This is a genomic window from Streptomyces sp. NPDC091287, assembly GCF_044768525.1.
GTDB lineage: Bacteria > Actinomycetota > Actinomycetes > Streptomycetales > Streptomycetaceae > Streptomyces.
In genome coordinates this window covers 75,749-100,403 of the sequence record NZ_JBIVUV010000019.1, presented here as the reverse complement: position 1 = coordinate 100,403, position 24,655 = coordinate 75,749, and the positions used below count along the sequence as shown (strand labels likewise).

Below are 24,655 nucleotides of genomic sequence, written 5' to 3'. Positions count from 1 at the left end.
GTTTACGGGTCAGGCGCCGGCCGACGGCGCGACCAGCAGCACCTTCCCCATGTGCGCGCTGGACTCCAGCACCCGGTGCGCCTCGGCGGCGTCCGCCATCGGCAGCGCCCGGTCCACGACCGGCCGGACCACCCCGCCCTCGATCAGCGGCCACACGTGCTCGCGTACGGCGGCGACGATGGCGGCCTTCTCGTGGAGCGGGCGGCCCCGCAGGGAGGTCGCGGTGACGGCGGCCCGCTTGGTCAGCAGGGCGCCGAGATTCAGCTCACCCTTGGCCCCGCCCTGAAGCCCGATGATCGCGAGGCGGCCGTTGACGGCGAGCGCGGCTACGTTCCGGTCCAGGTACTTGGCGCCGATGAGGTCCAGGATGACGTCGGCCCCCGACCCGGCGGTGTTCTCCCGCAGCTCCTCGACGAAGTCCTGCTCGCGGTAGTTGATGAGGATGTCCGCCCCCAGCTCGGCGCAGCGGGCGAGCTTCTCCGGGCTGCCCGCCGTGACCGCGACCCGGGCCCCGACCGCCTTCGCCAGCTGGATCGCCATCGTGCCGATGCCGCTGGAGCCGCCGTGCACCAGGAAGGTCTCGCCGGGGCGGAGGTGGGCCACCATGAAGACGTTGGACCACACCGTCGCGGTGACCTCGGGGAGCGCCGCGGCCTCCACCAGGTCGACGCCGCCCGGTACGGGGAGGAGCTGGCCCGCCGGCACGGCGACCTTCTCCGCGTAGCCGCCGCCCGCCAGCAGCGCGCACACGGCGTCGCCCACCGCCCAGCCGGTCACCCCGGGACCGAGCGCGAGGATGCGGCCGGCGCACTCCAGGCCGGGGTAGGGGGACGCGCCGGGCGGCGGGTTGTAGAAGCCCTGCCGCTGGAGCACGTCCGCACGGTTCACGGCGGAGGCGACTACCTCGACGAGGACCTCGCCGTCACCGGGTACGGGATCGGGCACCTCGGCCCACACGAGCGCCTCGGGGCCGCCGGGTTCGGGAATCGTGATCGCATGCATGGCCGCGAGGCTACTCCGGCGCGGCCCGCGTTCAGGGGCGCGGCGGCATCGAGTTGTTCGTCAGGGGGGTGGAGCTGGGGCTCTTCCGCACGATGGTGATGACCCGGTCCGTCAGCTGCAACGGGCTGGCCGCCGGGTCGTCGTAGCCGAGCAGCCGGTGCCCGCGCAGGACGCTGACGACGAGGTCGTCCGTCTCCCGTACGTTCTTGCCCACCTCGGCCTTTATGACCGGCCGTTCCACCAGGTCGAGGCCGCTGCCCTGCTGGATCAGGTCCTCCATCACGGTGCCCGCGCTGGGGCTGAGGACGGAGAGGCCGAGCAGCCGCCCGGCGGCGCTGGCGCTGGTGATGACGGCGTCGGCGCCGGACTGCCGCAGCAGGGGCGCGTTCTCCTCCTCGCGCACCGCCGCCACGATCTTCGCTCCGCGGTTCAGCTGGCGTGCGGTCAGGGCCACCAGGACGGCGGTGTCGTCGCGCTGGGTGGCGATGATGATCTGACGCGCCTTCTGAAGCTCGGCGCGCAGCAGGACATCGCTGCGGGTGGCGTCGCCGAGCACGCCCGTGAAGCCCTCGGCGTTGGCGGCCTCGATCACCTTGGAGGCCGGATCGACAACGACGATCTGGTCCTTCCCCAGGCCGGTGGTGCAGAGGGTCAGGATCGCCGAGCGGCCCTTCGTGCCGAAGCCGACGACGACGGTGTGGTCACGCAAGTTGGATCTCCAACGCTTCAGCCGGAAGTCCTCGCGGGTCCGTTCCGTGAGGACTTCGAGAGTGGTGCCGACCAGGATGATCAGGAAGAGCACGCGCAGGGGTGTCACGAGGACCACGTTGATCAGCCTGGCCCCGTCGCTGTACGGGGTGATGTCCCCGTACCCGGTGGTGGAGAGGGTGACCGTCGCGTAGTAAACCGCGTCGAGCAGATCGACCTTGCCGTCGGCGTTGTCGTTGTAGCCGCCGCGGTCGAGCCAGACGATCAGCACGGTCGCGGCCAGCACGAGCAGCGCCATCAGCAGCCGCTTGCCGACCTGGCGGGCCGGGCCGTCGACGACGCGGCGGGGCAGCATCACCCGGGTCGGCACGACCAGTTCGTCGGCTCGCCTGGCCATCGCATCGTGGCCGGGAAGTTTCACGTGAAACACCCTTCCGTCCACGGCGTCGCCGGGGCCCATGGGAGATCCAGAATCTCCACCTCGGTGCCGGACCGTACCCCGCCCGGCTCCACTACGGCCAGCCCGTCCGCCGCGGCGATCCCCCGCAACATCGCGGGCCCGTTGTAGCGGAGCGGCGCGACATGGTCCCGGCCGCCCGGCCGGCCCGCGCGGTGGACCACGGGGACGAGGCGGGTGTCGTGCGGATGCCCGTGCACCTCGGCATGGACGAGGGCCCGGTACGCGTCCTGGGCGGGGCGGCCCGCGATCCCCGCGAGCAGCGGCTCCGCGAGCGTCAGCAGGCCTGATACGGCCGCGAGCGGATTGCCGGGCAGCCCGACCAGATAGGGCCCGTCCGGCGGGCCCTGCGACTGCCCCTCCGGCAGCCCCTCCGGCTGTCGCTTCGGCTGTCGCTTCGGCTGTCCTGAAGCAGGCAGCCGTGCCAGCAGCATGGGGTGGCCGGGGCGGACGGCGACCCCGTCCACCAGGAGTTCGGCCCCGAGGGCGTCGAGGACCGGGTGCACATGGTCGACCGGGCCGGAGGCGGTGCCGCCGGTGGTGACGATCAGGTCGGCGTCGGAGTCGGTGAGGGCGTCACGCAGCGCTTCCGCGTCGTCGCCGAGGCGGCGGGGACCGGAGACCTCGGCGCCCAGGGCCCGTAGCCAGGGGCCGAGCATGGGGCCGAGGGCGTCCCGGATGAGCCCGTCGTGCGGCAGGCCGGAGGCGAGCAGTTCGTCGCCGAGGACGAGGATCTCGACGCGCGGACGGGGCACGGCGGGCAGCGCGTCGTACCCGGCGGCCGCGGCGAGACCGAGCACGGCCGGGGTCACGACCGTCCCGGCCGGAACGAGCTGCTCGCCCGAGCGGCACTCCTGGCCCCGGGGCCTGATGTCCTGCCCGGCGACCACGGGCCGCCTGGCGTGCAGCAGCCCCTTGGCCTCGTCGGCGTGCGCGTGCTCGCTGCGGATGACCGCCGTGGTGTCGGGCGGGACGCGGGCGCCGGTGGCGATCCGTACGGCGGTGCCGTCGGGCAGCGCGCCGGCCGGGCCGCGTCCGGCGAGGAGCCCCGCCCCGGCCCCGAACGCCCAGGGCCCCGGCCCGGCGACCGCCCAGCCGTCCATGGCCGAGGTGTCGAAGGACGGCAGATCGGTGAGCGCGCCGAGCGGCTCGGCCAGCACATGTCCGAGCGCGCGGTCGAGCGGCAACCGGATCGTCGCGAGCGGAGCCGCCCGCCCGGCCCGCGCCGCGACCGCCCGCGCCCGGTCCCAGGCGAGGGGCGGGGGCGGGGGCGGGCCGTCGGTCGGGGCGGGGCCGCCCGGGGCGGCGCTGTTGGCGCTGTTGGCGCTGTTCAGGGTGGAGTGGGGGCTGCCGGTGGGGGCGTCGTGCGCGTCACCGCGCGGGTCGCCCGCGGAGGCGTCCCGTCGGCGGTCGGGGTCCCGGCCCGGGCCGGATCGCGCCCCGCCGACCAAGGCCAGGGCCTGCTCGACGGCCCGCTCCGCCTCCGCATGTGCGAGGTCGTCCGGGTCACGGCGGGAACGACCGGGGCCGACCGGGTCGGGGCCGGTCATGGTGTCCCGGTCCCTTCGCGCCCCGCGTCGGGCTTCGTCTCCGCTTTCGTCTCCGCGTTCGCTTCCGCTTCCCAGCGCAGAGCCAGGGCGGTGGCCTTGCGAGCGGCCTCCGCGACCGCTGCGGCGGCCTCGTCGGGACCCGCGCCTGCGCTCGCTCTGGCCGCCGCGTACCCGACCAGGAAGGTCGTGAGCGGTGCGGCGGGGCGGGCCACTCCGTGCGCGGCGTCGCGGGCGAGGTCGAGCAGGACACCGGTGTCGACGTCGAGTTCGATTCCCAGTTCGTTCTTGACCGAGGTGATCCATTCGTCCAGCACGGCCCCATGCTCCCTGATCCGGGCTCTGGCGGCGGCGATGTCGTCCCAAGTGTCGCAGTCGAACGCGGCGTCGGGGCCCGCGTCGACCCGGGCGAGATCGAGTTCCGCCGTCAGGAGCCGGAGCGGCAGCCCGGCGAGGCCCCCGTACTCGGTGGCGAGCAGGGCCAGCTCCCGGCGGAGCGGCTCGGCACGGTAGGCGGCCACCAGCGGCTGGTCACGCCCGCCGGGGTCGGTGCACAGGGCCCCTTCCCGGCCGGGCCGTCCGGCGGCGGCGAGCAGCGCCTCGACCGTCCCCGCGCCGAGGAACGGAAGGTCGGCGGAGAGGAGGAGAACGCGCTCCGCCGTCGTCAGCCGCAGCCCCGCCCCCAGCGCCGCCAACGGGCCGCCGCCCTCGGGAACTTCCCTGGTCCAGACAACCGGTCTGGCGGTGGCGCGGCGACCGCCCACCACGACGGTGAGCGCCGCGCCGTCGCACGCCGCGAGCACCCGGTCGAGCAGCGCCCGGCCGCCCACCCGGACTCCTGGCTTGTCGGCGCCGCCGAGCCGCTTCGCGGCCCCGCCGGCAAGGACGATCACGTCATAGGCGGTCATACGTCGAGTATGGGCGGCGGCCTGGAGCGACGCCCCCGCCGGGGTGGCCCGATGGCCCGGTGGTCCCGGAGGGGCGCGTCCGGCAGGACACCGGCCGTTCGGCTACAGGGTCCGCAGCAGCACCGCCGGCTGCTCCACGCAGTCCGCCACATACCGGAGGAAGCCGCCCGCGGTTCCGCCGTCGCACACCCGGTGGTCGAAGGTGAGGGACAGCTGAACGACCTGACGTACGGCCAGTTCGCCCTGGTGCACCCACGGCTTGGGCATGATCCGGCCGACGCCGAGCATCGCCGCTTCCGGGTGGTTGATGATCGGCGTCGAACCGTCGACCCCGAACACCCCGTAGTTGTTCAGCGTGAACGTGCCTCCGGTCAGCTGGGCCGGGCTCAGCTTCCCGGTCCGCGCCAGCTCGGTCAGCCGGGCGATCTCGGCCCCGATCGACTCGACGTTACGGGTGTGCGCGTCCCGGACGACGGGAACGACGAGGCCCCGCTCGGTCTGGGCCGCGAACCCGAGGTGCACGCCGGGCAGCCGGACGATCTGCCGGGCCGCCGTGTCCACGGTGGAGTTGAGCTCGGGGAACCGGGCCAGCGCCGCCGTGCAGATCCTCGCCAGCAGGGCCAGGACCGACACCTTGGGCCCGGCGGACGGGCCCGTGGCAGTGTTCATCGCGGCCCTGACCGCCATCAGCTCGGTGGCGTCGGCGTCGACCCAGCAGGTGGCGTCCGGGATCTCGGTCCGGCTCCGCGACAGCTTGTCGGCGACCGCTCCGCGCACCCCGCGCAACGGAATCCGTTCGGCGGCCGCAGGAGCCGGGGGAGCGGGAGCCGCAGGTGCCTGGGCAGGTGCCTGGGCCATACGTGCCGTCGCAGCCGCGGTCTCCTCCGCCTGCCGGATCGCGCCGTCGACGTCGGCGCGCAGGATCAGCCCGTCGGGACCCGAACCCGCCAGCCGCCGCAGATCGATGTCGTGCTGCCGGGCCAGCCGGCGTACCAGCGGAGAGACCACCGGCACGGGCCCCTGCCCGTTCACCACAGCGACAGCCGCAGCCGCAGGAGCGGTCTCGGTGGCAGCGGTCGCGGGAGCCGTGGCGGACGCCGCCGAGGCGAGCACGAGCGCGTCGGACACCGGGGCGTCGGACACCGCGGTCTGGGCGGCCGTCCGGTCGAGTCGGTCCGGCCGGATGCGCCGACGTCTCGCGGCGGGTGCGCCCGTCCCGTACCCCACGAGCACGTTGCCCGAGCCGCCCGAGGACTCCGTGGCGGAGGGGGCGGCGGAGGCGGAGGATGCGGCGGACGACGGGGACGCCCCGGAGAGATCCAGCCCCTCCGGCGCTCCGACGGCGACCGTCAGCAGCGGTGCGCCGACGGGAAGTTCCGTGCCCTCCTCGCCGAATCGCGCGGTCACCACGCCCCCGTAGGGGCACGGCACCTCCACCATGGCCTTGGCCGTCTCGACCTCGACGACGGGCTGGTCGATGGCGACGACGTCGCCGACCTCCACCAGCCAGCGGACGATCTCCGCCTCGGTCAGTCCCTCACCGAGGTCGGGCAGCTTGAATTCGAGCACCTTGGCCATCAGCTGTCCGCCTCCCACTGCAACCGGGCCACCGCGTCGAGCACCCGGTCCACTCCCGGCAGATGGTGCCGCTCCAGCATGGGCGGCGGGTAGGGAATGTCGAACCCGGCCACCCGCAGCACCGGAGCCTCCAGATGGTGGAAGCACCGCTCGGTGATCCGGGCCGCGATCTCACCGCCGGGCCCGCCGAATCCGGGGGATTCATGGACGACGACCGCGCGCCCGGTGCGCCGCACCGACGCGGCCACCGTCTCGTCGTCGAACGGCACCAACGAGCGCAGGTCCACCACTTCGAGGTCCCAGCCCTCCGCGACCGCCGCCTCGGCGGCCTCCATGCAGACCGGCAGGGAGGGCCCGTACGTGATCAGCGTGGCGCTGCGCCCGGAACGGCGCACCTCGGCCTTTCCGATCGGCTCGACCGCGGCGGGAGCCTCGGGCGACCAGTCGGCCTTGGACCAGTAGAGCCGCTTGGGCTCCAGGAAGATCACCGGGTCGTCCGAGGCGATCGACTCCCGCAGCAGCCCGTACGCGTCGTCGACCGTGGCCGGTGTGACGACGTGCAGGCCGGGGGTGGCCATGTAGTACGCCTCGGAGGAGTCGCTGTGGTGCTCGACCCCGCCGATCCCGCCTCCGTACGGCACCCGCACGGTGATGGGCAGCGGCATGGCCCCGCCGGTGCGGTTGCGCATCTTGGCGACATGGCTCATCAGCTGCTCGAACGCCGGGTAGGCGAACGCGTCGAACTGCATCTCCACCACGGGCCGCAGCCCGTACATCGCCATGCCGACGGCCGCGCCGAGGATGCCAGCCTCGGCCAGCGGGGTGTCGGTGCAGCGGTCGTCGCCGAACTCCTTCGCCAGCCCGTCGGTGATCCGGAAGACCCCGCCGAGCGTGCCCACGTCCTCGCCGAGCACATGAACGGTGGGGTCCTCGGCCATCGCGTCGCGGAGCGCGCGCCCGAGGGCCTGCGCCATCGTGGCCGGTTTCGCCTTCGTCCGACGTCCGTCGGCCGTCACTGCCGCGGTCGTCATCGTCCCGCCTCCGCGTCGTGCTCGTCGTGGTCCTGCTCGGCGTCCAGCTCGGCACGCAGGGCGGCCGCCTGCTTCCGGAGCTGGCTGGTCTGCTCGGCGTAGACATGGGTGAACAGGTCCATCGGGGCCAGCTCCGGCTCCGCGTTCATCCGGTCGCGCAGGGCGGCGGCCATGCGTTCCGCGGCCTCCTTCGCCTGCGCGATGCCCTCGTCGTCCAGCAGCCCGCGCCCCGTCAGCTCACGCTCCAGCAGCCGCACCGGGTCGTGCGCCTTCCATGCCTCGACCTCGCTGTCGACCCGGTAGCGGGTGGCGTCGTCGGCGTTCGTGTGGGCTTCCATGCGGTAGGTGACCGCTTCGACCAGGGTCGGGCCCTCGCCGCGCCGGGCCCGTGCCACGGCCTCGCCGAGGACCTGGTGCACCGCGGCGGCGTCGTTGCCGTCGACGAGGCGGCCCGGCATCCCGTACCCGACGGCCTTGTGGGCGAGGGACGGGGCGGCGGTCTGCTTGGCCAGCGGAACGGAGATCGCGAAGCCGTTGTTCTGGACGAAGAAGACCACCGGGGCCTTCCAGACGGCCGCGAAATTCAGCGCCTCGTGGAAGTCGCCCTCGCTGGTGCCGCCGTCGCCGACCATGGCGAGCGCCACCACGTCGTCGCCCTTGAGCCGGGCGGCGTGCGCCAGCCCCACGGCGTGCGGGAGCTGGGTGGCCAGGGGGGTGCACAGCGGGGCGATGCGGTGCTCGCGCGGGTCGTAGCCGGTGTGCCGGTCGCCCCGCAGCAGGGTCAGCGCCTCGACCGGGTCCAGGCCGCGCGCGACAGCGGCCAGCGTGTCGCGGTAGCTGGGGAAGAGCCAGTCGCGCTCCTCCAGGACCAGGGCCGCGGCGATCTCGCACGCCTCCTGGCCGGTGCTCGACGGGTAGACCGCCAGCCGGCCCTGCTTCGTCAGCGCGGTGGCCTGGGCGTTGTAGCGGCGCCCGCGGACCAGCTCGGCGTGGAGCCGCAGCAACAGCTCGGGGTCGACGTCGGCGACCGCGTCCGTACCGAGCACCCGGTAGGGCTCCGGGTCCGGGAGCAGCGGGGCGGGGTCGGTGATCGGCTTCCAGGCCGGGGGCGGCGTGGGCCGGTAGGCGGCCGCGCCGGGCAGCTCTTGGACCGTCATGAGAAGCACCTCCTGGCATCGGGGGAGATCGGGGGGGGGTGGGCGATCGGGGGTATCGACAGGAGCGAGATCGGAGCGAGATGTCGAGGGGCGGGCGAGGCACGGATGTGGTGTGCCTCACCTACCGATTGTTCGGTCGTGGGGGCATTTTGGCTACAGGCACCGCCAGCCTGTGGACAAACGGTTCTCCACAGCCTGGGATAGGAACAGGTCGTCCACAACAGGGAGGCGCGGGCAGATGGCAGCTGAACAAATGGCCGACAGGGGCGAGGAGCCGCGCCAGGCCGCGCCCGCCGTCACACCGCCGACCGCACCCGCGGTCGTACCGCAGGCCCCATCCGCGGTCGTACCGTCGGCCGCATCCGCGGTCGTACCGTCGGCCGCACCCGCCGGCCCGGCGGCGGAGCCCCCGGTTCCGCCCGCGCGGCCGCTGGACGCCATCGACCGCGACATCCTGCGCATCCTCCAGACGGACGGGCGCGCGTCGATACGTTCCGTGGCCGAGCGGGTCCATGTCTCGCGCGCCAACGCCTACGCCCGGATCAACCGGCTCGTCGAGGACGGCGTGATCCGCGGCTTCGGCGCCCGGGTCGACCACGAGCGGGCGGGCCAGGGGGCGTCCGCGTACATCACGCTCAAGATCGTGCAGAACTCCTGGCGCACCGTGCGCGAGCAGCTTCAGGCGCTGCCGGGGGCCACGCACATCGCCCTGGTCAGCGGCGACTTCGACGTACTGCTCCTGGTGCACACGCCGGACAACCGGGCGCTGCGGGAGCTGGTCCTCACCCGGATCCAGTCCATCCCCGAGGTGCTCTCGACACGCACCCTGCTGGTGTTCGAGGAGACGGAGCTCGGACCGCGCCCGGACCGGCCGGCCGAGCTCGCCTGATCCCGACGGGCAAGATCAGCGGCCGTTCGCCCGCAGCCCCTCGAAGGCCAGCTGGACGATGGTGTCCGCGAGCTGCTCCTCCCCCGGGAAACCGCCCGGCTGCGGCCGGTACCACTCGACCAGCGAGTTGACCATGCCGAACAGCAGCCGGGTCGCCAGCCGTATGTCCACGTCCGCCCGGAGGTCGCCCTCGGTGACCGCCGCCTGGAGCAGCTCCGAGACCCGCTGATCGAACTCGCGGCGCCGCTCCAGCGCCCAGCGCTCCGTCTGGGTGTTGCCGCGCACACGCAGCAGCAGGGTGACGTAGGGGACCTCGGCCATCAGCAGGTCGACCGTCCGGCGCGTGACGTACTCGACCCGCTCGACCGCGCGCCCGCGCTGCGCCCCCGGCTCGTCGAGGATCGCGAAGAGCCCGTCGAGCGCCCGGCTCACGGCCCGGCGCAGCAGCTCCTCCTTGCCCGCCACATGGTGGTAGATGGAGGATTTCGAGATGCCCGCCGCCCGGGAGAGGTGCTCCATGGAGGTGCCGTCGTAGCCGCGCTCGTTGAAGACACGGACGGCGACGGTGAGCAGGGTCTCCGGTGTGTACGTGTCCCGCTTGGCCGTGGTCATGTCCGCGATCCTCCCCCATGAGGGATCAGCCCCGCACAGGCGGGGACCGTCGAAGTTGTCCACAGGTTCCCCGGGGCCCCTTGTCCCGACCGATCGTTCGGTTACTCTAACTCCGTCCGTACGTCCCCGCCCGGCTCGATGAGGAGTTGGTCCGCCATGGCCGCCGCGCTCACCCCCCAGCAGCTGTCCGAGACCCACCGGCCCACGCTCGACCAGGCCCTCGACGCGATCAGTACCCGCGCGTACTGGTCGCCGCACCCCGAGCACCCGAAGGCCTACGGGGAGGGCGGCGCCCTGGGCAGTCTCGGCGCGGCCGAGGGCAAGGCCGCCTTCGACGCCGTCCTGAACACCCGTCTCGACCTGGGGCAGCCCGGCACCGACGGCTGGACCGGCGGCGAGGTCTCGCCGTACGGGCCGGAGCTCGGCGTCGAGTATCCGCACGCCGACCTGGACGTCCTGCTTCCGGCGATGAAGGCCGGCACGGGCGCCTGGCGGGCGGCGGGACCGGAGATCCGGGCCCTGGTCTGTCTGGAGATTCTTTCGCGGATCAGCGCCCGCACCCACGAGCTGGCCCACGCCGTGATGCACACGAGCGGCCAGGCCTTCATGATGGCGTTCCAGGCGGGCGGCCCGCACGCCCAGGACCGCGGCCTGGAGGCCGTCGCGTACGCCTACCGGGAGCAGGTCCGCACCCCGGAGACCGCCGACTGGTCCAAGCCGCAGGGCAAGCGCGATCCGCTGAAGCTGCACAAGTCGTTCATCACGTCCGGTCGCGGCATCGGGCTGGTCATCGGCTGCAACACGTTCCCCACGTGGAACAGCTACTCCGGCCTCTTCGCCTCCCTCGCCACCGGCAACCCGGTGCTGGTCAAGCCGCACCCGCGCGCTGTGCTTCCGCTGGCCCTCACGGTGTCCATCGCCCGCGAGGTGCTGACCGAGGCGGGCTTCGACCCGAATCTGGTCGCGCTGGCCGCCGAGCGGCCCGGTGAGGGCATCGCCAAGACCCTCGCGGTCCGCCCCGAGATCCGGATCATCGACTACACCGGCTCCACCGCCTTCGGCGACTGGCTGGAGGAGAACGCCCGCCAGGCCCAGGTCTACACGGAGAAGGCCGGCGTCAACACGATCGTCGTCGACTCCACCGACGACTACCGGGGCATGCTCGCCAACCTGGCGTTCTCGCTCTCGCTGTACAGCGGCCAGATGTGCACCACCCCGCAGAACCTGCTGATTCCCCGGGACGGCATCGCCACCGACGACGGCGCCAAGTCCTACGACGACGTGGTCGCCGACATCGCGGCCGCCGTCAACGGACTGCTCGGCGACGACGCCCGCGCGTCCGCCCTGCTCGGCGCGCTGGTCAACCCGGACGTCAGGGCCCGGGTGGAGGCGGCCGGTGAGCTGGGCGAGGTGGCCCTGGCCTCGCGTACGGTCGCGAACGCCGAATTCCCCGACGCGGTCGTCCGCACACCGGTCGTCGTGAAGCTCGACGGCACCAAGACCGACGACGGCGCGGCCTACCTCTCGGAGTGCTTCGGGCCGGTGTCCTTCGCCGTCGCCGTCGACTCGACGTCCGCCGCCGTGGACCTGCTCCGCCGGACGATCCGCGACAAGGGGGCGATGACGGTCGGCGCCTACACCACGTCCCCCGAGGTGGAGCGCGCCGTCGAGGAGGTCTGCCTGGACGAGTCGGCCCAGCTCTCGCTGAACCTGACCGGCGGGGTCTACGTCAACCAGACCGCGGCCTTCTCCGACTTCCACGGTTCCGGTGGCAACCCCGCCGCGAACGCGGCGCTCTGCGACGGAGCCTTCGTCGCCAACCGCTTCCGCGTGGTGGAGGTGCGCCGCCAGGCCTAGACACGTCTCCGGCAGGCGTCAGAGGCGGGGGTCCGGAACGTCGGCGTGGCGCTGCACCCACGCGTGCATCGCGATGGCCGCGGCGGCGCCGGCGTTGATGGACCGGGTCGAGCCGAACTGCGCGATCGAGCACACCATGGAGGCGTGCTCACGCGCTTCCTCGGTCAGGCCCGGCCCCTCCTGACCGAAGAGCAGGACGCAGCGGCGCGGCAGCTCGGTGCGCTCCAGCGGTACGGCGCCGGGGAGGTTGTCGATCCCGATGATCGGCAGTCCCTCGGCCGCCGCCCACGCGGTCAGGTCCGCCGTGTCGGGGTGGTGGCGCACATGCTGGTAGCGGTCCGTGACCATGGCCCCGCGCCGGTTCCAGCGCCGCCGGCCCACGATGTGGATCTCCTTGGCCAGGAAGGCGTTGGCGGTGCGCACCACCGAGCCGATGTTGAAGTCGTGGCCCCAGTTCTCCACGGCGACGTGGAAGTCGTGCCGCCGCAGATCGAGATCGGCGACGATCGCCTCCCGCGTCCAGTAGCGGTACGCGTCACCGACGTTGCGCCGGTCGCCCTGGGCCAGCAGCTCGGGGTCGTAGCGCTCGCCCTCGGGCCAGGGCAGCGGGTGCGGCCCGACGCCGACCGGCTGGCCGTAGCCGTCGTCGTACTGGAGGGGTTCCTCCTGAAGAGGCCCCGCCGGGGAGTCTTCGGCGGGGCTGGGCTCCGCCGCTGTCGGGGTCTGATGGGTTCTGCCGGTCTCGCTGCTCACCCGACGAGCGTATGGCCCCCGCCGCCACCCTGGCGCCGGGGCTCCTCCGTACTGCCCCCGCCGTCCTTCGCCGGCCCGGCCGCCGGTGGGTCGGCGGGGCCGTACGCGGCGCCGGGCACCCCGGGCTCCCCCGGTGTGCGCGAGCGGCCGGGCAGCCCGGAGAGCAGCCGCCGCCTGCCGATCGTGGCGCGGGCTCCCAGCCACATGAGGAAGGCGGTCGGCAGGAACACGGCGTCGGCCGCGATCATCGCCATGGAGAAGAACGGCAGCCCCAGCAGCAGGGCGATCCCCGCGTGCTCGCAGATCATCACGACCAGCAGGACGTTCTTGACCCGCCGGTTGAAGAGCGTGAACGGAAAGGCGACCTGCACGATGACCGTGCCGTACGTCAGCACCATCACCATCAGCCCGCTGGCGCCGAGGATGTCCGAAAGGGCGGGCCACGGGGTGAAGTAGTCGAGGTTGAGCGGGTAGTAGAGCGCGGTGCCGTCCTGCCAGCGCGATCCCTGGATCTTGTACCAGCCGGCGGTCGCGTAGATCAGGCAGACCTCGGCCATGATCACGGCGAGTGTGGCGTTGTGAGCGAGGTTGGCCAGCACGTCGAGCAGGGTGCGGGGCTCGCCGTGCGGCAGGTAGCGGTTCACGGCCCACCAGGCTGCGGCGGAGAGCCAGATCGTCCACAGCAGGGCGGGGAGCCACCAGGTGCCGCCGAGTCCGCCCATCAACGTGGCCGCCACGAGGACGGGGCCGAGGAGCACCCAGAGCACCGGGCCCACGATGTCCCGCGAGGGCGGCAGGCCCGCCGCGGCACGCTGCGCGTCGCGCGTCGCACGCCGGGCGTCCAGCGACCAGACCTGGGCGCAGCGCGTCAGCACCAGGTAGATCGCCATGAGGTGGACGACGTTGTCACCGCCGTCGCCCATGAAGATGCTGCGGTTCTGCACGGAGAGCACGCCGACCATGAAGAGGACGGACATGGTCCGGGTCCGCCACCCGATCAGCAGCGCCGCCGCGGACAGCAGCGTGAGGGCGTACACGGCCTCGAACCAGACCGTGCTGTCCGTCCACATCAGGACGGAGAAGGCCTCGTTGCCGTTCGTGAGCTGGCGGGCCAGGTCCCAGTGCCACGGGCTGTCCGGGCCGTACAGCTCATGGCGGTGCGGCAGCTCACGCAGCAGGAAGAAGAGGTAGGTGGCGGCGAAGCCGATCCGGACGACGGCGCTCTGGTACGGACCGAGGGCCGAGGCGGTGACGCGCTGGATGGCACGGGCCGGGCCACCGCCGGGGCCGCCGAACGGGGGCACGGCCGGGCGGGGAGGCGGAGGCTGCGTGCCCGCGTTCTGCGTGCCCGCGTTCTGTCGGTCGGCGTTCTGTGGGTCGGCGTTCTGTGGGCCGACGGGCGAGGGGATGGTCACTGGTTCTCCTCCACGCCGCGCGCCTCGTCCCGGTCCTGGTCCGCGTCACGCTCGGGAAGATCCTCCGGCGTCACGGTCCACCAGGGGAGTACGCGGTAGACCGGCCGGGTGCTGATCTTCTCGTTGCTCCACGGGGGTGGGGCGATGGAGCTGGTGGCGGAGCGGAGCTGGATGCGCTCGATCGTGCCGCCGTAGTCGCGCTCGCTCAGCCGCAGCATCGTGATGCGCCGCACGTAGCGCTCGGAGAGATCCCCGCGCAGCCCGCTGGGGCGGTTCTCGCTGTCGTGGGAATTGACGTAGAAGTCCCAGCCCCGGCGGAGCTCGTTCTGGTCCACGTGGCTGGGGAAGAAGTTGCCGCGTATCTGTTCGCCGTCCTCGTACGTCAGGTTCATCCACCTGGTCGTGCGGCGGCCGTCGGCCCCCACCACTTCGGCCCGCACGTGGACGGCGACGTTCTGCTGGAGCGGGTTGGGAGCGAAGAGCTTCCAGTTCTGCTCGAACTCCGGGTAGATCCAGCGGTCGATCGTCTTCCCGTGCTGTTTGGACAGCGTGTTGGACGGGGCGACGTGCAGGAACACCATGGCCACCTGCGTGCAGGCGAGCAGCCCGATCAGGGACAGCGCCAGAGCCGCGGCCAGCTGGTAGGGAAAGGAGAGCCCGGCTATGCCCCGGCCGGTGGCCGAGGGGTCCGGCACAGGCACCGGTACCGGCGCCGGGGGCGTCGGCGGTATGGCTTCGGGGGTGTCCTGCGCTTCCGCCGGCCGGTTCAACGCCTGCGGCCAGACGTCCTTCCCCCCGCCCGCAGAGCTCCTGTCGTGGTCCGAATCCATCCCGCCCCGATCGCCGTCGATCACCACTCAGTTATCCACAGGGTTGACACCCTACGGGCCGCCGACTCACCATTGAAGTCAAGGAACCGAACGATCGGTCGGTAGGGAGCCCGGGATGGCGGCAGTGACTGCGGACCAGACGACGCAGAAGACGCTCGGCACGGAGGATGCGGTGGACGCGGACCGCATCGCGGCTTTCGACGCGGCGGTGGCGGCGGACGAGCGGATCGAGCCGCGCGACTGGATGCCCGACGCCTACCGGGCGACGCTGGTCCGCCAGATGGCCCAGCACGCCCACTCGGAGATCATCGGCATGCAGCCCGAGGCCAACTGGATCACCCGGGCGCCCTCGCTGCGCCGCAAGGCGATCCTCATGGCCAAGGTGCAGGACGAGGCGGGCCACGGCCTGTATCTCTACAGCGCCGCCGAGACCCTGGGCACCAGCCGCGAGGAGCTGCTCGACAAGCTCCACGCGGGCCGCCAGCGCTATTCGTCGATCTTCAACTACCCCACGCTGACGTGGGCCGACGTCGGCGCCATCGGCTGGCTGGTGGACGGGGCGGCGATCACCAACCAGGTGCCGCTCTGCCGCTGCTCCTACGGCCCCTACGCCCGCGCGATGGTCCGCATCTGCAAGGAGGAGTCCTTCCACCAGCGCCAGGGGTACGAGCTGCTGCTCGCCCTCAGCCGCGGCACCGAGGCCCAGCACGCCATGGCCCAGGACGCGGTGAATCGCTGGTGGTGGCCCTCCTTGATGATGTTCGGCCCGCCCGACGACGCCTCGTCGCACTCCGAGCAGTCCATGGCCTGGAAGATCAAGCGGCACTCCAACGACGAGCTGCGCCGGCGCTTCGTGGACATCTGCGTTCCCCAGGCCGAAGTGCTGGGCCTGGAGCTCCCCGACCCCGACATCCGGTGGAACGAGGAGCTCGGTCGGCACGAGTTCGGCGCGATCGACTGGGCCGAGTTCCAGGCGGTCCTCAAGGGCAACGGCCCCTGCAACGAAGAGCGGATCACCCAGCGGCGCAGGGCCCACGAGGAGGGCGCCTGGGTCCGGGACGCGGCAGCCGCGTACGCCGCCAAGCACGCCCCGGCGCAGTCATCGCCCCGGACACCGGCACAGCACAGCGCGTCCGCGCACCACGTGGAGGAGACGGCATGAGCAGCTCGACCGACTGGCCTCTGTGGGAGGTCTTCGTGCGCTCGCGCCGCGGGCTGTCCCACACCCACGCGGGCAGCCTGCACGCGCCCGACGCCGAGATGGCCCTGCGCAACGCCCGCGACCTCTACACCCGCCGCTCGGAAGGCGTCTCGATCTGGGTGGTCCCGTCCACCGGGATCACCGCCTCCTCCCCCGACGAGAAGGACTCCTTCTTCGAGCCGGCCGGCGACAAGCCCTACCGCCACCCGACCTTCTACGAGATCCCGGACGGGGTGAAGCACCTGTGAGCGCCGCCCTCGCCCTCGGCGACGACGCGCTGGTGCTCTCGCACCGGCTGGGGGAGTGGGCCGGCCACGCCCCCGTCCTGGAGGAGGAGGTGGCCCTCGCCAACATCGCCCTCGACCTGCTGGGACAGGCCCGGGTGCTGCTCTCGCTCGTCGGCGACGAGGACGAGCTCGCGTACCTCCGCGAGGAGCGGGCCTTCCGCAACCTCCAGCTGGTCGAGCAGCCGAACGGGGACTTCGCGCACACCATCGCCCGGCAGCTCTACTTCTCGGTCTACCAGCACCTGCTGTACGAGCGACTGGCAGCCGGAGACAGCGAGTTCACCGGCCTGGCGGCCAAGGCCGTCAAGGAGGTGGCCTACCACCGCGACCACGCCGAGCAGTGGGTCCTGAGACTCGGCGACGGCACCGAGGAGAGCCGCACCCGGATGCGCAACGGCCTGGACGCGCTTTGGCGGTTCACCGGGGAGATGTTCCAGCCGGTCGAAGGGCTCGACTCCCCGGACTCCGGTGTCGACTGGCAGGCGCTGGAGGCCGGTTGGCTCGCCGCCGTCACCGATGTCGTCGAGCGGGCCGGTCTGACCCTCCCGGCGGGCCGGCGGTCCGGGGGCTGGGCGGCCGGAGCGGGCCGACAGGGCCTGCACACCGAGCCGTTCGGCCGCATGATCGCCGAGATGCAGCACCTGCACCGCAGCCATCCGGGGGCGTCATGGTGACCGACACCCGGCTGGAGGCGGAGCTGCGCGACCTCGCCGGCTCCGTGCCCGACCCCGAACTGCCGGTGCTGACCCTGGCGGAGCTCGGCGTCCTGCGGAACGTACGCCTGGACGGGCCGGGCCGGGTGACCGTGCAGCTCACTCCGACCTACACCGGCTGCCCGGCGATCGAGGCGATGTCCGCCGACATCGAGCGGGTGCTCCACGACAACGGCATACCGGACGTCTCCGTGGTCACCGTCCTGGCGCCGGCCTGGTCGACGGACGACATCAGCGCCGAAGGACGCCGCAAGCTGGCCGAGTTCGGCATCGCCCCGCCGCGGGCCCAGGTCACCGACGGCGGCCCCGTGCCGCTGACGCTCTCGGTGCGCTGCCCGCACTGCGGTTCCACGGACACGGAGCTGCTCAGCCGGTTCTCCTCCACGGCGTGCAAGGCACTGCGCCGCTGCGTCGCCTGCCGTGAACCGTTCGACCACTTCAAGGAGTTGTAGATGTTCCATCCGCTCCGGGTCAGCGCGATCGAACGGATCACGGACGACGCGGTGGCCGTGACGCTCGCCGTGCCTGCCGAGCTGCGCGAGACCTTCCGCCACATCCCCGGCCAGCATCTGAACGTGCGCTACGCCGTGGACGGCCAGGAGATCCGCCGTTCGTACTCGATCTGCGCACCGGCCACCGAGCAGCCCGGCGAACCGGTCCTGCGGGTGGGCATCCGCATGGTCGACGGCGGGGCGTTCTCCACGTACGCCCTGAAGGAGCTGGCCGTCGGGGACCGGGTGGAGGCCATGCCTCCGATGGGCCGCTTCGTCCTGAAGCCGCGCCCCGGTCTGTTCGCGGCGGTGGTCGGCGGCAGCGGCATCACCCCGGTGCTGTCCATGGCGGCCACCCTGCTCGGCCGGGAACCGACGGCCCGGTTCTGCCTGATCCGCAGCGACCGCACGGCGGCCTCGACGATGTTCCTCGACGAGGTGGCCGAGCTCAAGGACCGCTATCCGGACCGTTTCCAGCTGGTCACCGCGCTCTCCCGGGAGGAGCAGGCGGCCGGGCTCCCCTCCGGGCGGCTGGACGCCGAACGGCTCAGCGGCCTGCTGCCCGCCGTGCTTCCGGTGGCGGAGGTGGACGGCTGGTTCCTGTGCGGGCCGCTCGGCCTCGTACGGGGCACGGAGAAGGCCCTGAGAACCCTCGGCGTCGACCGCTCCCGGGTCCACCAGGAGATCTTCCACGTCGACGAGGGCCCCACCGACGTGACGGTGGTCAAGGTCGCCGCCCCGTCCGACGCCGTGCTGACGGCCACCCTCCACGGCCGCTCGGGCAGCTGGCCCGTGCAGGACACCGAATCCCTGCTGGAGACGGTGCTGCGAAGCCGCTCGGACGCTCCGTACGCCTGCAAGGGAGGGGTGTGCGGGACCTGCCGGGCGTTCCTCGTCTCGGGCGAGGTCCGGATGGACCGCAACTTCGCGCTGGAACCGGAGGAGACCGGGGCGGGCTTCGTGCTGGCCTGTCAGTCGCATCCGCTCACCCCGGAGGTGGAGTTGGACTTCGACCGCTGAGGTCGCTGGGGCGACTGAGGTTGTTGGGGCGACTGAGGTTGTCGGGGTCGCTGAGGCAGCTGGGGTCGCTGAGGTCGCTGGGGCCCTCCGGTGCCGGGGCGCTGTCGCATACCCACGCCTCCGCACTGTTCCCTTCCTCTAGAACCTGTTCTATCTTGACGATCCGTCAGGTCTTGAACGGTTAGCGGGAGGCCCGGACAGTGGACTTCACCTTCACCGAGGAACAGCAGGCGGCCGTCGAGGCGGCCAGGGCGGTCTTCTCGGACGTCGCACCCGACCGCGCTCCCAGTCCCGCCCTGACCCCGGGCGCCGTGGCGGAGGACATCGACCGCCGGCTGTGGAGCGAGCTGGCGCGCACGGATCTGCTCGGTCTCACCCTGTCGCCGGACCACGGAGGCGCGGGCCTCGACCCGATCGCGCTCTGCCTGGTCCTGCGGGAGTCGGCGAAGGTGCTGGCCAGGGTCCCGCTGCTGGAGAGCTGTGCGGTGGCCATGGCGGTCCAGCGGTACGGCGGGAGCACCCTCGCGGCGGAGCTGCTGCCCCCGGCAGGCCGGGGCGAACTGGTCCTGACCGTCGGTGCCAACGGGCGCAGCGGTCACGATCCCGCCGAACTCGCCGTCGCCGCACGGCCGTACGGGGAGAGCGGCGAGAACGAGGAGAGCGGCGGGGCGTCGGCAAGCGGCTCCGGCTGGGTGCTCGACGGGGTGCAGTCCGCGGTTCCCTGGGCCCAGGTGGCCGACTGGATCGCCGTCCCCGCGCACACCGCGGGGGGCCGGCCGGTCCTGGCCCTCGTGCCCCGTACCCGCGACGGCGTCACCCTGGCGGACCAGGTCTCCACCAGCGGTGAGCGCCTGGCCGAGGTCCGGCTCGACGGCGTACGGGTGACGGACCGCGAGCTGATCGACGTCCCGGGCTGCTGGGAGTGGCTGCGGTCCCTGCTCACCACGGGAACCTGCGCGCTCGCGCTCGGGCTGGGCGAGCGGGTGCTCGCGATGACCGCCGCATACACCGGCAAGCGCGAGCAGTTCGGATTCCCGGTCGCCACGTTCCAGGCGGTCGCCGTCCAGGCAGCCGACCGGTACATCGATCTGCGGGCGATGGAGGCGACGCTCTGGCAGGCCGCCTGGCGGATCTCGGCCGACGCCGGGGGGCCGCTGCCGGCGGCGGGCGATGTCGCCGTGGCGAAGATCTGGGCCTCCGACGGCGTCCGCCGCGTCGTGCAGACCGCACAGCACCTGCACGGCGGCTTCGGCGCGGACACCGACTACCCACTCCACCGCTTCCACGCCTGGGCGAAGCAGATCGAACTCTCCCTGGGCCCGGCCGCGGCCCATGAGGAGGCCCTGGGCGACCTGCTGGCCGCCCACCCGCTCGGCTGACCGACAGCACCGACACGTCACCGACAACGCCGACGGCCCCGACCAGGCCCGCCCGGGGGTCAGAGGACGAAGGCGGGCGTCCCGTTGTCCGTGACCATCGGGCGCCCGGCGCCGTCCCAGGCCTGCATGCCGCCGTCGATGTTCACAGCGTCGATGCCCTGCTGGACCAGGTACTGGGTGACCTGGGCCGACCGGCCGCCGACCCGGCACATCACATGGACACGCCGGCCGTCCTCGGCGGACTCGGTCAGCTCTCCGAACCGGCCCACGAAGTCGCTCATCGGGATGTGCAGCGCACCCTCGACGTGACCGGCCGCCCACTCGTCGTTCTCACGGACGTCCAGGACGAAGCCGTCCGACGGCACCGCCGCGGCGTCCACCGAGGGCAGCGGGGCGAAGTTCATGGGTCATGCCTTCTCTCGTGCGGTCTTGGACCTCGTACACGGGGCCTCGTGGCACATGGAACCTCGTGCAGGGGCCTCGTACATACGCGGCGGAGTCACCCGGAACGCTACTGCACCATCTCCGCGAGCTCGGCCTCGCGCCGGGACACCTCGCCCAGCAGTTGCTCCGCGATGTCCTCCAGCAGCTGATCCGGGTCGTCCGGGGCCATCCGGAGCATCGAGCCGATCGCGCCGTCCTCCAGCTCCTTGGCGAGCACCGTCAGCAGCTCCTTGCGTCGGCTGAGCCACTCCAGCCGTGCGTAGAGCTCCTCGCTCTCGCTCAGCGGGGTCAGGGGCTGGACCGGGCCGGCCGCCCACTCCGCCACGAGTTCCTTGAGGAGGTCGACGTCGCCGCGCCCGTAGGCGGCGTTCACCCGGGCGATGAACTCGTCCCGACGCTGCCGTTCCGGCTCGTCCTGGGCGAGGTCCGGGTGCGCCTTGCGGGCCAGCTCGCGGTAGAGCTTGCGGGCCTCCTCGCTCGGCCTGACCCGCTTCGGCGGCCGGACCGGCTGTTCGGTGAGCATCGCCGCGGCCTCGGGGGACAGCCCGTCGGTGTCCATCCAGTCGTGGAACAGCTCGTCGACCCCGGGCATCGGCATGACGACCGCACGCGCCTCCCGCGCCTTGCGCTCGTCCTCCGGATCCCCGGTCCGGGCGGCCCGCGCCTCCGCGATCAGCGCGTCCAGCTCGTCGAGGCGGGTGTACATCGGGCCGAGCTTCTGGTGGTGCAGCCGGGAGAAGTTCTCGACCTCCACCCGGAAGGTCTCCACCGCGATCTCGAACTCGATCAACGCCTGCTCGGCGACCTGCACCGCCCTGGCCAGCCGAGCCTCGGGGCGCGGCGCGGCGTCCCCGGGGCCGGTGGACTCCCCGGGGCCGGTGGACTCCCCGGGGCCGGTGGACTCCCCGGCAACGGCATCCGCGGCATCCGCGGCACCGGAAGCGTCCGGCGTCCCCGGAGCGTCCTCCGCCCCCGGGGCATCCCCCGCTCCGGGGGCGGGTCGGGGCGCGTCCGGCCGGTCGTTGTCCTGCCGGTCTTCATCGTTCCGGGTGGTCGGCACCCCGGCGGCTTCGTGGGTCACCCGTCCAGCGTATGGCCACGGCCCGGTGGCGCAGCACACACGGTGGGGCGCGGCCCGGGCCCCACCCCGTCACGAACAGGCCCCACCGCCGCACGAACAGAGCCCCCGGCGCCACGCGGACCGGGCCCCACCGCCTCAGGAAGCCGTCATATACCGAACTCGGCGGCCAGCCTGCCCGCCTTGATCGCCCGCACCAGCTCGGCGTGATCCGCTTCCGTACGGTCGGCGTACGTCACCGCGAAGGCGGCCACCGCCTCGTCGAGCTCGTCGTTCTTGCCGCAGTAGCCCGCCAGCAGACGGGGGTCGGCGCTGTGCGCGTGCGCCCGCGCGAGCAGCGCGCCCGTCATCCGCCCGTAGTCGTCGACCTGGTCGGCGGCGAGCGCGGCGGGGTCCACGCTGCCCTTGCGGTTCCGGAACTGCCGGACCTGGAACTGCCTCCCGTCGACGTCCGCCCAGCCGAGCAGGATGTCGCTGACGACCTGCATCCGCTTCTGCCCGAGCACCACCCGGCGCCCCTCGTGCGCCACCTCCGGCGCGTCGAAACCGACCGCGGGCAGATAGGGGGCGAGCACCGAGGGACGCGCCTCCTTCACCTGGAGGACCAGCGGCTCACCCCGGTGATCGAGCAGCAGCACCACGTACGACCGGGTCCCCACACTGCCGGTGCCGACCACGCGGAACGCCACGTCGTGGATCGTGTACCGGGCCAGCAGCGGCACCCGGTCCTCGGAGACGGTGGAGAGATAGCCGCCCAGCCCGGCGGCCACGACCGCGGCCTCGGCGTCCGGCACCCGGCGCAGCACGGGCCGGGCGTCGACGAAGCGCCGGCCGCCGTCGGGGCACTCCTCGGTGGAGCGGGCCGCGAAGCGGGCGCTGGTGTTGTTGCGGGCCTTCTCCGAGACCCGCTCCAGGGTGCCGGCCAAGTCACGCGCGTCCGTGTGCGAGACGAGCTCCTCGTCCGCGATCGCGGTCCAGGCGTCGAGGGCGGGCAGCCGGGCCAGCAGGCGCATCGTGCGCCGGTACGCGCCGGCGGCGTCGTGCGCGCCCCGGCGGCAGGTGTCCTCGTCGGCCCCGGCGGCCCGGCCCGCCAGCACCAGTGAGGTGGCAAGCCGCTTGAGGTCCCACTCCCAAGGCCCGAAGACGGTCTCGTCGAAGTCGTTCAGATCGATGACCAGGCTGCCCCGGGCATCGCCGTAGAGGCCGAAGTTGGCCGCGTGCGCGTCACCGCAGAGCTGGGCACCCACCCCGGTGACCGGGCTGCCCGTCAGATCGTGGGCCATCAGCCCGGCCGCACCGCGCAGGAAGGCGAACGGTGTCGCCGCCATCCGACCCACCCGTATCGGTGTCAGGCCCGGCACCCGGCCCCGATTCGACTCCTCGACCGCCCGCACGGCGTCCGGCCGTCCCGGCGGCAGGACCAGCGAGGCGTGCGAGGAGCGCGGCACCCGGTCGCGGAGGGCCTTGCCCGCCGCCTTCGGTGAACTCGCGGCACCACGCCGGGCGAACCCGGGCACGACCGGAATGCGCGGTTCCCCGCCCGCGGTCGCCGCGGTTCCCGTCGTTCCCACAGCACGCTGCTCAGGCGTCGTCGCCTCGGTTCCGCTCATGGAGCGTCGCCTCCCCCACCCTCGTACCGCCTCCGGCTGCCCGGCTGTCCGACCGGTCAGCGGCCCTGTCCGCCAGCGACCGAGCACGACGGTACCGCCGGATGCCCGCCACCCGCCGGGTCCGTGGACAGACGCCACGCCGGGGGCGGGCCCGGTGGACGGCAGTGGTGCGCCCGAGGGCGGCCGGACGAGGTCAGCAGCCGGTTCCGGAGCCGGCCGCGTCGTCCCGCGTCAGATAGGTGTCCGCCCACCGCCCCAGCTCCTCGAGCGCGGGCTCCATCGCGGCGCCCGCCTCGGTGAGCCGATACGCGACGCGCAGCGGCGGTCCCGCGTCAACCTCTCGGATCACCAGGCCGGCCGTGCCGAGTTCGGTCAACCGGTCCGAGAGCATGCGCTCGCTGATGCCGGGAATCGCCCGTCGCAGCTCGGCGAAGTGCACCGGTCGCTGGAGCAGCACCGAGACGATCTGGCCGGTCCAGCGCTTGCCGAACAACGCGAAGACGCGGCTGATCCCCCGGTCGACCCGCCGGCAGGGCTGCTCGCCGTGATCCGCCATTCCCCCAGAATACTGGGCCACCCTTAGCGGCTTACTAAAGGTAAGCAGCCGCTCGGTGAAATCCGACAGGGCCGGGGAGGCTCCAGGAGCACCGCGGCCCTGTCGTATGATGATCATGAACAATCGGACGTTTCACGTGAAACACAGCCCGCCCGGAGCGAATCAGGCGACGACCCCTCCGGCCGCCACCCCCGCACCTGCGGGCTCCTCGTCGCCCTCGTCGCCGGGCCCCCCGGCCCGCGGACCACGACCGGATCCACCGCCCCGCAGACCTGACCCGCCCGATCGGGAGCCCGAGTCGGTCGTGGGATCGGAGCCCGCGCCCTTGGCCTCCGCGGCGATCCTGGCCTCCTGCTCCTCACGCTCCGCCTTCTCGCGCGCCTGGGCCGCCAGATCCACCCGGCCCTCCGGCTTGATGTGGGCGATGACGCCGGGGTGAGCGATCGACGGCAGGATGTGGCGCCACATCTCCGCCACCTGCTCGCGCAGATCGGCCCGACCGGAATCGGCCTCCGAGACCAGCTGAATACCGGTGAACGAAGCGACGATGATTTTGGCTGACACCATCGGGTCGATCTGCGGGAACACCTCGCCGCGCTCCTGGCCCAGCTCCAGCATCCGGGCCGTCGCGTCGATCCAGTCGCCCCATGGATGCGGTCCGCCGAGGAAGACGCCCTCGATGGAGAGCCTGGTACCGGCCCGGGCCATCGAGTTGTGGCGCAGAGCGAAAGCGAACTGCTGGCCACCGTCCACCAGGGACTGAAGCGGCGACCCCTCCTGCTCGAACTCGACCGTGGAGGTCTGCTCGTCCATGATCGCCTGTGCGATGGCCTCCTTGGAGGCGAAGTGGAAGTACAAGGCCCCCTTGGTGACCTTGGCGCGACGGAGAATCTCCGAGATGGCGGCACGCTCGTAGCCGTAGTCGTCGAAGACACTCGCCGCGGCATCCACGATCGACCGCCACGTCTGGACTGCGCGAGCCTGCTTCGCCATTTCCTGCCTCCGGGACGTTCTGTGCGCTCAGCCCTTCACCGCCGAGTCGCCGTCGATCCAACCTCTGCGGCCAGCGTATGCAAGTGCGCCGTTGCACGGGCCATCGGTCTGTCCGGAAACCGTGCCCACACCCGGTGGA

Annotated in this window: 24 protein-coding genes; 8 read left to right on the top strand and 16 right to left on the bottom strand. The window is 72.6% G+C overall.

Features of this window, described 5'->3' with window-relative positions; all coding sequences use genetic code 11:
• Window positions 1–9: 9 nt before the first annotated feature.
• From ACIQRW_RS29285 to pdhA, 7 genes are all read right to left on the bottom strand, one after another.
• Window positions 10–1,002, bottom strand: coding sequence for an NAD(P)H-quinone oxidoreductase (locus tag ACIQRW_RS29285; RefSeq protein ID WP_403765638.1), 993 nt, complete (start codon window positions 1,000–1,002; stop codon window positions 10–12).
• Window positions 1,003–1,033: 31 nt separating this feature from the next.
• A complete protein-coding gene (locus ACIQRW_RS29280) occupies window positions 1,034–2,170 on the bottom strand; it encodes a potassium channel family protein (RefSeq protein WP_403765635.1) in 1,137 nt (378 codons plus the stop codon).
• Entirely contained in the window at window positions 2,128–3,717 is a 1,590-nt protein-coding gene (locus tag ACIQRW_RS29275; protein ID WP_403765632.1) for a molybdopterin molybdotransferase MoeA, read from the bottom strand. The genes ACIQRW_RS29280 and ACIQRW_RS29275 overlap by 43 nt, the downstream gene beginning before the upstream one ends.
• Window positions 3,714–4,622, bottom strand: a complete 909-nt coding sequence (locus ACIQRW_RS29270) for a DUF6457 domain-containing protein (protein ID WP_403765629.1) — start codon at window positions 4,620–4,622, stop codon at window positions 3,714–3,716. The genes ACIQRW_RS29275 and ACIQRW_RS29270 overlap by 4 nt, the downstream gene beginning before the upstream one ends.
• Window positions 4,623–4,724: 102 nt before the next feature.
• Window positions 4,725–6,200: a dihydrolipoamide acetyltransferase family protein gene (locus ACIQRW_RS29265; protein WP_403765626.1), complete on the bottom strand. Its 1,476-nt coding sequence runs from the start codon at window positions 6,198–6,200 to the stop codon at window positions 4,725–4,727.
• Window positions 6,200–7,231 (bottom strand): alpha-ketoacid dehydrogenase subunit beta, encoded by a 1,032-nt coding sequence (locus ACIQRW_RS29260; protein ID WP_403765623.1) that lies wholly within the window; start codon window positions 7,229–7,231, stop codon window positions 6,200–6,202. Before ACIQRW_RS29260 ends, ACIQRW_RS29265 begins: the two co-directional genes overlap by 1 nt.
• A complete protein-coding gene (pdhA, locus tag ACIQRW_RS29255) occupies window positions 7,228–8,388 on the bottom strand; it encodes a pyruvate dehydrogenase (acetyl-transferring) E1 component subunit alpha (protein ID WP_403765620.1) in 1,161 nt (386 codons plus the stop codon). Before pdhA ends, ACIQRW_RS29260 begins: the two co-directional genes overlap by 4 nt.
• A 253-nt stretch (window positions 8,389–8,641) precedes the next feature.
• Here pdhA and ACIQRW_RS29250 point away from each other — a divergent pair, with 253 nt between their 5' ends.
• Entirely contained in the window at window positions 8,642–9,277 is a 636-nt protein-coding gene (locus tag ACIQRW_RS29250; RefSeq protein WP_403765900.1) for an Lrp/AsnC family transcriptional regulator, read from the top strand.
• A 15-nt stretch (window positions 9,278–9,292) separates the two neighbouring features.
• Here the strand turns inward: ACIQRW_RS29250 and ACIQRW_RS29245 are convergent, their stop codons facing one another.
• Entirely contained in the window at window positions 9,293–9,889 is a 597-nt protein-coding gene (locus tag ACIQRW_RS29245; RefSeq protein ID WP_403765617.1) for a TetR/AcrR family transcriptional regulator, read from the bottom strand.
• A gap of 156 nt (window positions 9,890–10,045) precedes the next feature.
• On the opposite strand from ACIQRW_RS29245, the gene paaN reads away from it, so the two are divergent.
• On the top strand, window positions 10,046–11,746 hold the full coding sequence (gene paaN / locus ACIQRW_RS29240; RefSeq protein ID WP_403765614.1) for a phenylacetic acid degradation protein PaaN: 1,701 nt from the start codon (window positions 10,046–10,048) through the stop codon (window positions 11,744–11,746).
• Window positions 11,747–11,764: 18 nt separating this feature from the next.
• On the opposite strand, the gene ACIQRW_RS29235 is transcribed toward paaN, so the two are convergent.
• Genes ACIQRW_RS29235 through ACIQRW_RS29225 form a run of 3 tightly spaced genes read right to left on the bottom strand, consistent with a single transcriptional unit; the run spans window position 11,765 to window position 14,744 of the window.
• Complete coding sequence (locus ACIQRW_RS29235; RefSeq protein WP_403765611.1) at window positions 11,765–12,499, bottom strand: TrmH family RNA methyltransferase; 735 nt, start codon at window positions 12,497–12,499, stop codon at window positions 11,765–11,767.
• Window positions 12,496–13,914 carry an HTTM domain-containing protein gene (locus tag ACIQRW_RS29230; RefSeq protein ID WP_403765608.1) on the bottom strand — a complete coding sequence of 473 codons (1,419 nt, stop codon included), beginning with the start codon at window positions 13,912–13,914 and terminating at the stop codon, window positions 12,496–12,498. The genes ACIQRW_RS29235 and ACIQRW_RS29230 overlap by 4 nt, the downstream gene beginning before the upstream one ends.
• A complete protein-coding gene (locus ACIQRW_RS29225) occupies window positions 13,911–14,744 on the bottom strand; it encodes a DUF5819 family protein (protein WP_403765897.1) in 834 nt (277 codons plus the stop codon). Before ACIQRW_RS29225 ends, ACIQRW_RS29230 begins: the two co-directional genes overlap by 4 nt.
• 115 nt (window positions 14,745–14,859) lie before the next feature.
• On the opposite strand from ACIQRW_RS29225, the gene paaA reads away from it, so the two are divergent.
• The 6 genes from paaA to ACIQRW_RS29195 all read left to right on the top strand — a co-directional run bounded on the left by paaA (window position 14,860) and on the right by ACIQRW_RS29195 (window position 19,835).
• Entirely contained in the window at window positions 14,860–15,906 is a 1,047-nt protein-coding gene (gene paaA, locus ACIQRW_RS29220; RefSeq protein WP_403765605.1) for a 1,2-phenylacetyl-CoA epoxidase subunit PaaA, read from the top strand.
• A complete protein-coding gene (paaB, locus tag ACIQRW_RS29215) occupies window positions 15,903–16,193 on the top strand; it encodes a 1,2-phenylacetyl-CoA epoxidase subunit PaaB (RefSeq protein WP_007447213.1) in 291 nt (96 codons plus the stop codon). The genes paaA and paaB overlap by 4 nt, the downstream gene beginning before the upstream one ends.
• Window positions 16,190–16,906, top strand: a complete 717-nt coding sequence (paaC, locus tag ACIQRW_RS29210; protein ID WP_403765602.1) for a 1,2-phenylacetyl-CoA epoxidase subunit PaaC — start codon at window positions 16,190–16,192, stop codon at window positions 16,904–16,906. Before paaB ends, paaC begins: the two co-directional genes overlap by 4 nt.
• A complete protein-coding gene (paaD, locus tag ACIQRW_RS29205) occupies window positions 16,900–17,397 on the top strand; it encodes a 1,2-phenylacetyl-CoA epoxidase subunit PaaD (RefSeq protein ID WP_403765599.1) in 498 nt (165 codons plus the stop codon). Before paaC ends, paaD begins: the two co-directional genes overlap by 7 nt.
• A complete protein-coding gene (locus tag ACIQRW_RS29200; RefSeq protein WP_403765596.1) occupies window positions 17,398–18,456 on the top strand; it encodes a 2Fe-2S iron-sulfur cluster-binding protein in 1,059 nt (352 codons plus the stop codon).
• A gap of 200 nt (window positions 18,457–18,656) precedes the next feature.
• Window positions 18,657–19,835 (top strand): acyl-CoA dehydrogenase family protein, encoded by a 1,179-nt coding sequence (locus ACIQRW_RS29195; RefSeq protein ID WP_403765593.1) that lies wholly within the window; start codon window positions 18,657–18,659, stop codon window positions 19,833–19,835.
• Between the two features lie 59 nt (window positions 19,836–19,894).
• Here ACIQRW_RS29195 and ACIQRW_RS29190 read toward each other — a convergent pair whose 3' ends face one another.
• From ACIQRW_RS29190 to ACIQRW_RS29170, 5 genes are all read right to left on the bottom strand, one after another.
• Entirely contained in the window at window positions 19,895–20,239 is a 345-nt protein-coding gene (locus ACIQRW_RS29190) for a rhodanese-like domain-containing protein (protein WP_215105740.1), read from the bottom strand.
• Window positions 20,240–20,346: 107 nt separating this feature from the next.
• Window positions 20,347–21,360 carry a hypothetical protein gene (locus ACIQRW_RS29185; protein ID WP_403765590.1) on the bottom strand — a complete coding sequence of 338 codons (1,014 nt, stop codon included), beginning with the start codon at window positions 21,358–21,360 and terminating at the stop codon, window positions 20,347–20,349.
• Between the two features lie 146 nt (window positions 21,361–21,506).
• On the bottom strand, window positions 21,507–22,967 hold the full coding sequence (locus ACIQRW_RS29180) for a DUF2252 domain-containing protein (RefSeq protein ID WP_403765587.1): 1,461 nt from the start codon (window positions 22,965–22,967) through the stop codon (window positions 21,507–21,509).
• 193 nt (window positions 22,968–23,160) lie between these two features.
• Entirely contained in the window at window positions 23,161–23,523 is a 363-nt protein-coding gene (locus ACIQRW_RS29175) for a winged helix-turn-helix transcriptional regulator (protein WP_403765584.1), read from the bottom strand.
• A gap of 162 nt (window positions 23,524–23,685) precedes the next feature.
• Window positions 23,686–24,516: a ScbR family autoregulator-binding transcription factor gene (locus ACIQRW_RS29170; RefSeq protein ID WP_403765581.1), complete on the bottom strand. Its 831-nt coding sequence runs from the start codon at window positions 24,514–24,516 to the stop codon at window positions 23,686–23,688.
• Window positions 24,517–24,655 lie beyond the last annotated feature (139 nt).

Bases quoted from the DNA above. Each gene is read 5' to 3' on its own strand.
- ACIQRW_RS29285 (WP_403765638.1), bottom strand. From the start codon at position 1,002: ATGCATGCGATCACGATTCCCGAACCCGGCGGCCCCGAGGCGCTCGTG.
- ACIQRW_RS29180 (WP_403765587.1), bottom strand. From the start codon at position 22,967: ATGAGCGGAACCGAGGCGACGACGCCTGAGCAGCGTGCTGTGGGAACG.
- ACIQRW_RS29200 (WP_403765596.1), top strand. From the start codon at position 17,398: ATGTTCCATCCGCTCCGGGTCAGCGCGATCGAACGGATCACGGACGAC.
- paaB (WP_007447213.1), top strand. From the start codon at position 15,903: ATGAGCAGCTCGACCGACTGGCCTCTGTGGGAGGTCTTCGTGCGCTCG.
- pdhA (WP_403765620.1), bottom strand. From the start codon at position 8,388: ATGACGGTCCAAGAGCTGCCCGGCGCGGCCGCCTACCGGCCCACGCCG.
- ACIQRW_RS29170 (WP_403765581.1), bottom strand. From the start codon at position 24,516: ATGGCGAAGCAGGCTCGCGCAGTCCAGACGTGGCGGTCGATCGTGGAT.
- ACIQRW_RS29265 (WP_403765626.1), bottom strand. From the start codon at position 6,200: ATGGCCAAGGTGCTCGAATTCAAGCTGCCCGACCTCGGTGAGGGACTG.
- paaA (WP_403765605.1), top strand. From the start codon at position 14,860: ATGGCGGCAGTGACTGCGGACCAGACGACGCAGAAGACGCTCGGCACG.
- ACIQRW_RS29245 (WP_403765617.1), bottom strand. From the start codon at position 9,889: ATGACCACGGCCAAGCGGGACACGTACACACCGGAGACCCTGCTCACC.
- ACIQRW_RS29250 (WP_403765900.1), top strand. From the start codon at position 8,642: ATGGCCGACAGGGGCGAGGAGCCGCGCCAGGCCGCGCCCGCCGTCACA.
- paaN (WP_403765614.1), top strand. From the start codon at position 10,046: ATGGCCGCCGCGCTCACCCCCCAGCAGCTGTCCGAGACCCACCGGCCC.
- ACIQRW_RS29260 (WP_403765623.1), bottom strand. From the start codon at position 7,231: ATGACGACCGCGGCAGTGACGGCCGACGGACGTCGGACGAAGGCGAAA.
- ACIQRW_RS29270 (WP_403765629.1), bottom strand. From the start codon at position 4,622: ATGACCGCCTATGACGTGATCGTCCTTGCCGGCGGGGCCGCGAAGCGG.
- ACIQRW_RS29225 (WP_403765897.1), bottom strand. From the start codon at position 14,744: ATGGATTCGGACCACGACAGGAGCTCTGCGGGCGGGGGGAAGGACGTC.
- paaD (WP_403765599.1), top strand. From the start codon at position 16,900: ATGGTGACCGACACCCGGCTGGAGGCGGAGCTGCGCGACCTCGCCGGC.
- ACIQRW_RS29190 (WP_215105740.1), bottom strand. From the start codon at position 20,239: ATGAACTTCGCCCCGCTGCCCTCGGTGGACGCCGCGGCGGTGCCGTCG.
- ACIQRW_RS29280 (WP_403765635.1), bottom strand. From the start codon at position 2,170: ATGGGCCCCGGCGACGCCGTGGACGGAAGGGTGTTTCACGTGAAACTT.
- ACIQRW_RS29275 (WP_403765632.1), bottom strand. From the start codon at position 3,717: ATGACCGGCCCCGACCCGGTCGGCCCCGGTCGTTCCCGCCGTGACCCG.
- ACIQRW_RS29175 (WP_403765584.1), bottom strand. From the start codon at position 23,523: ATGGCGGATCACGGCGAGCAGCCCTGCCGGCGGGTCGACCGGGGGATC.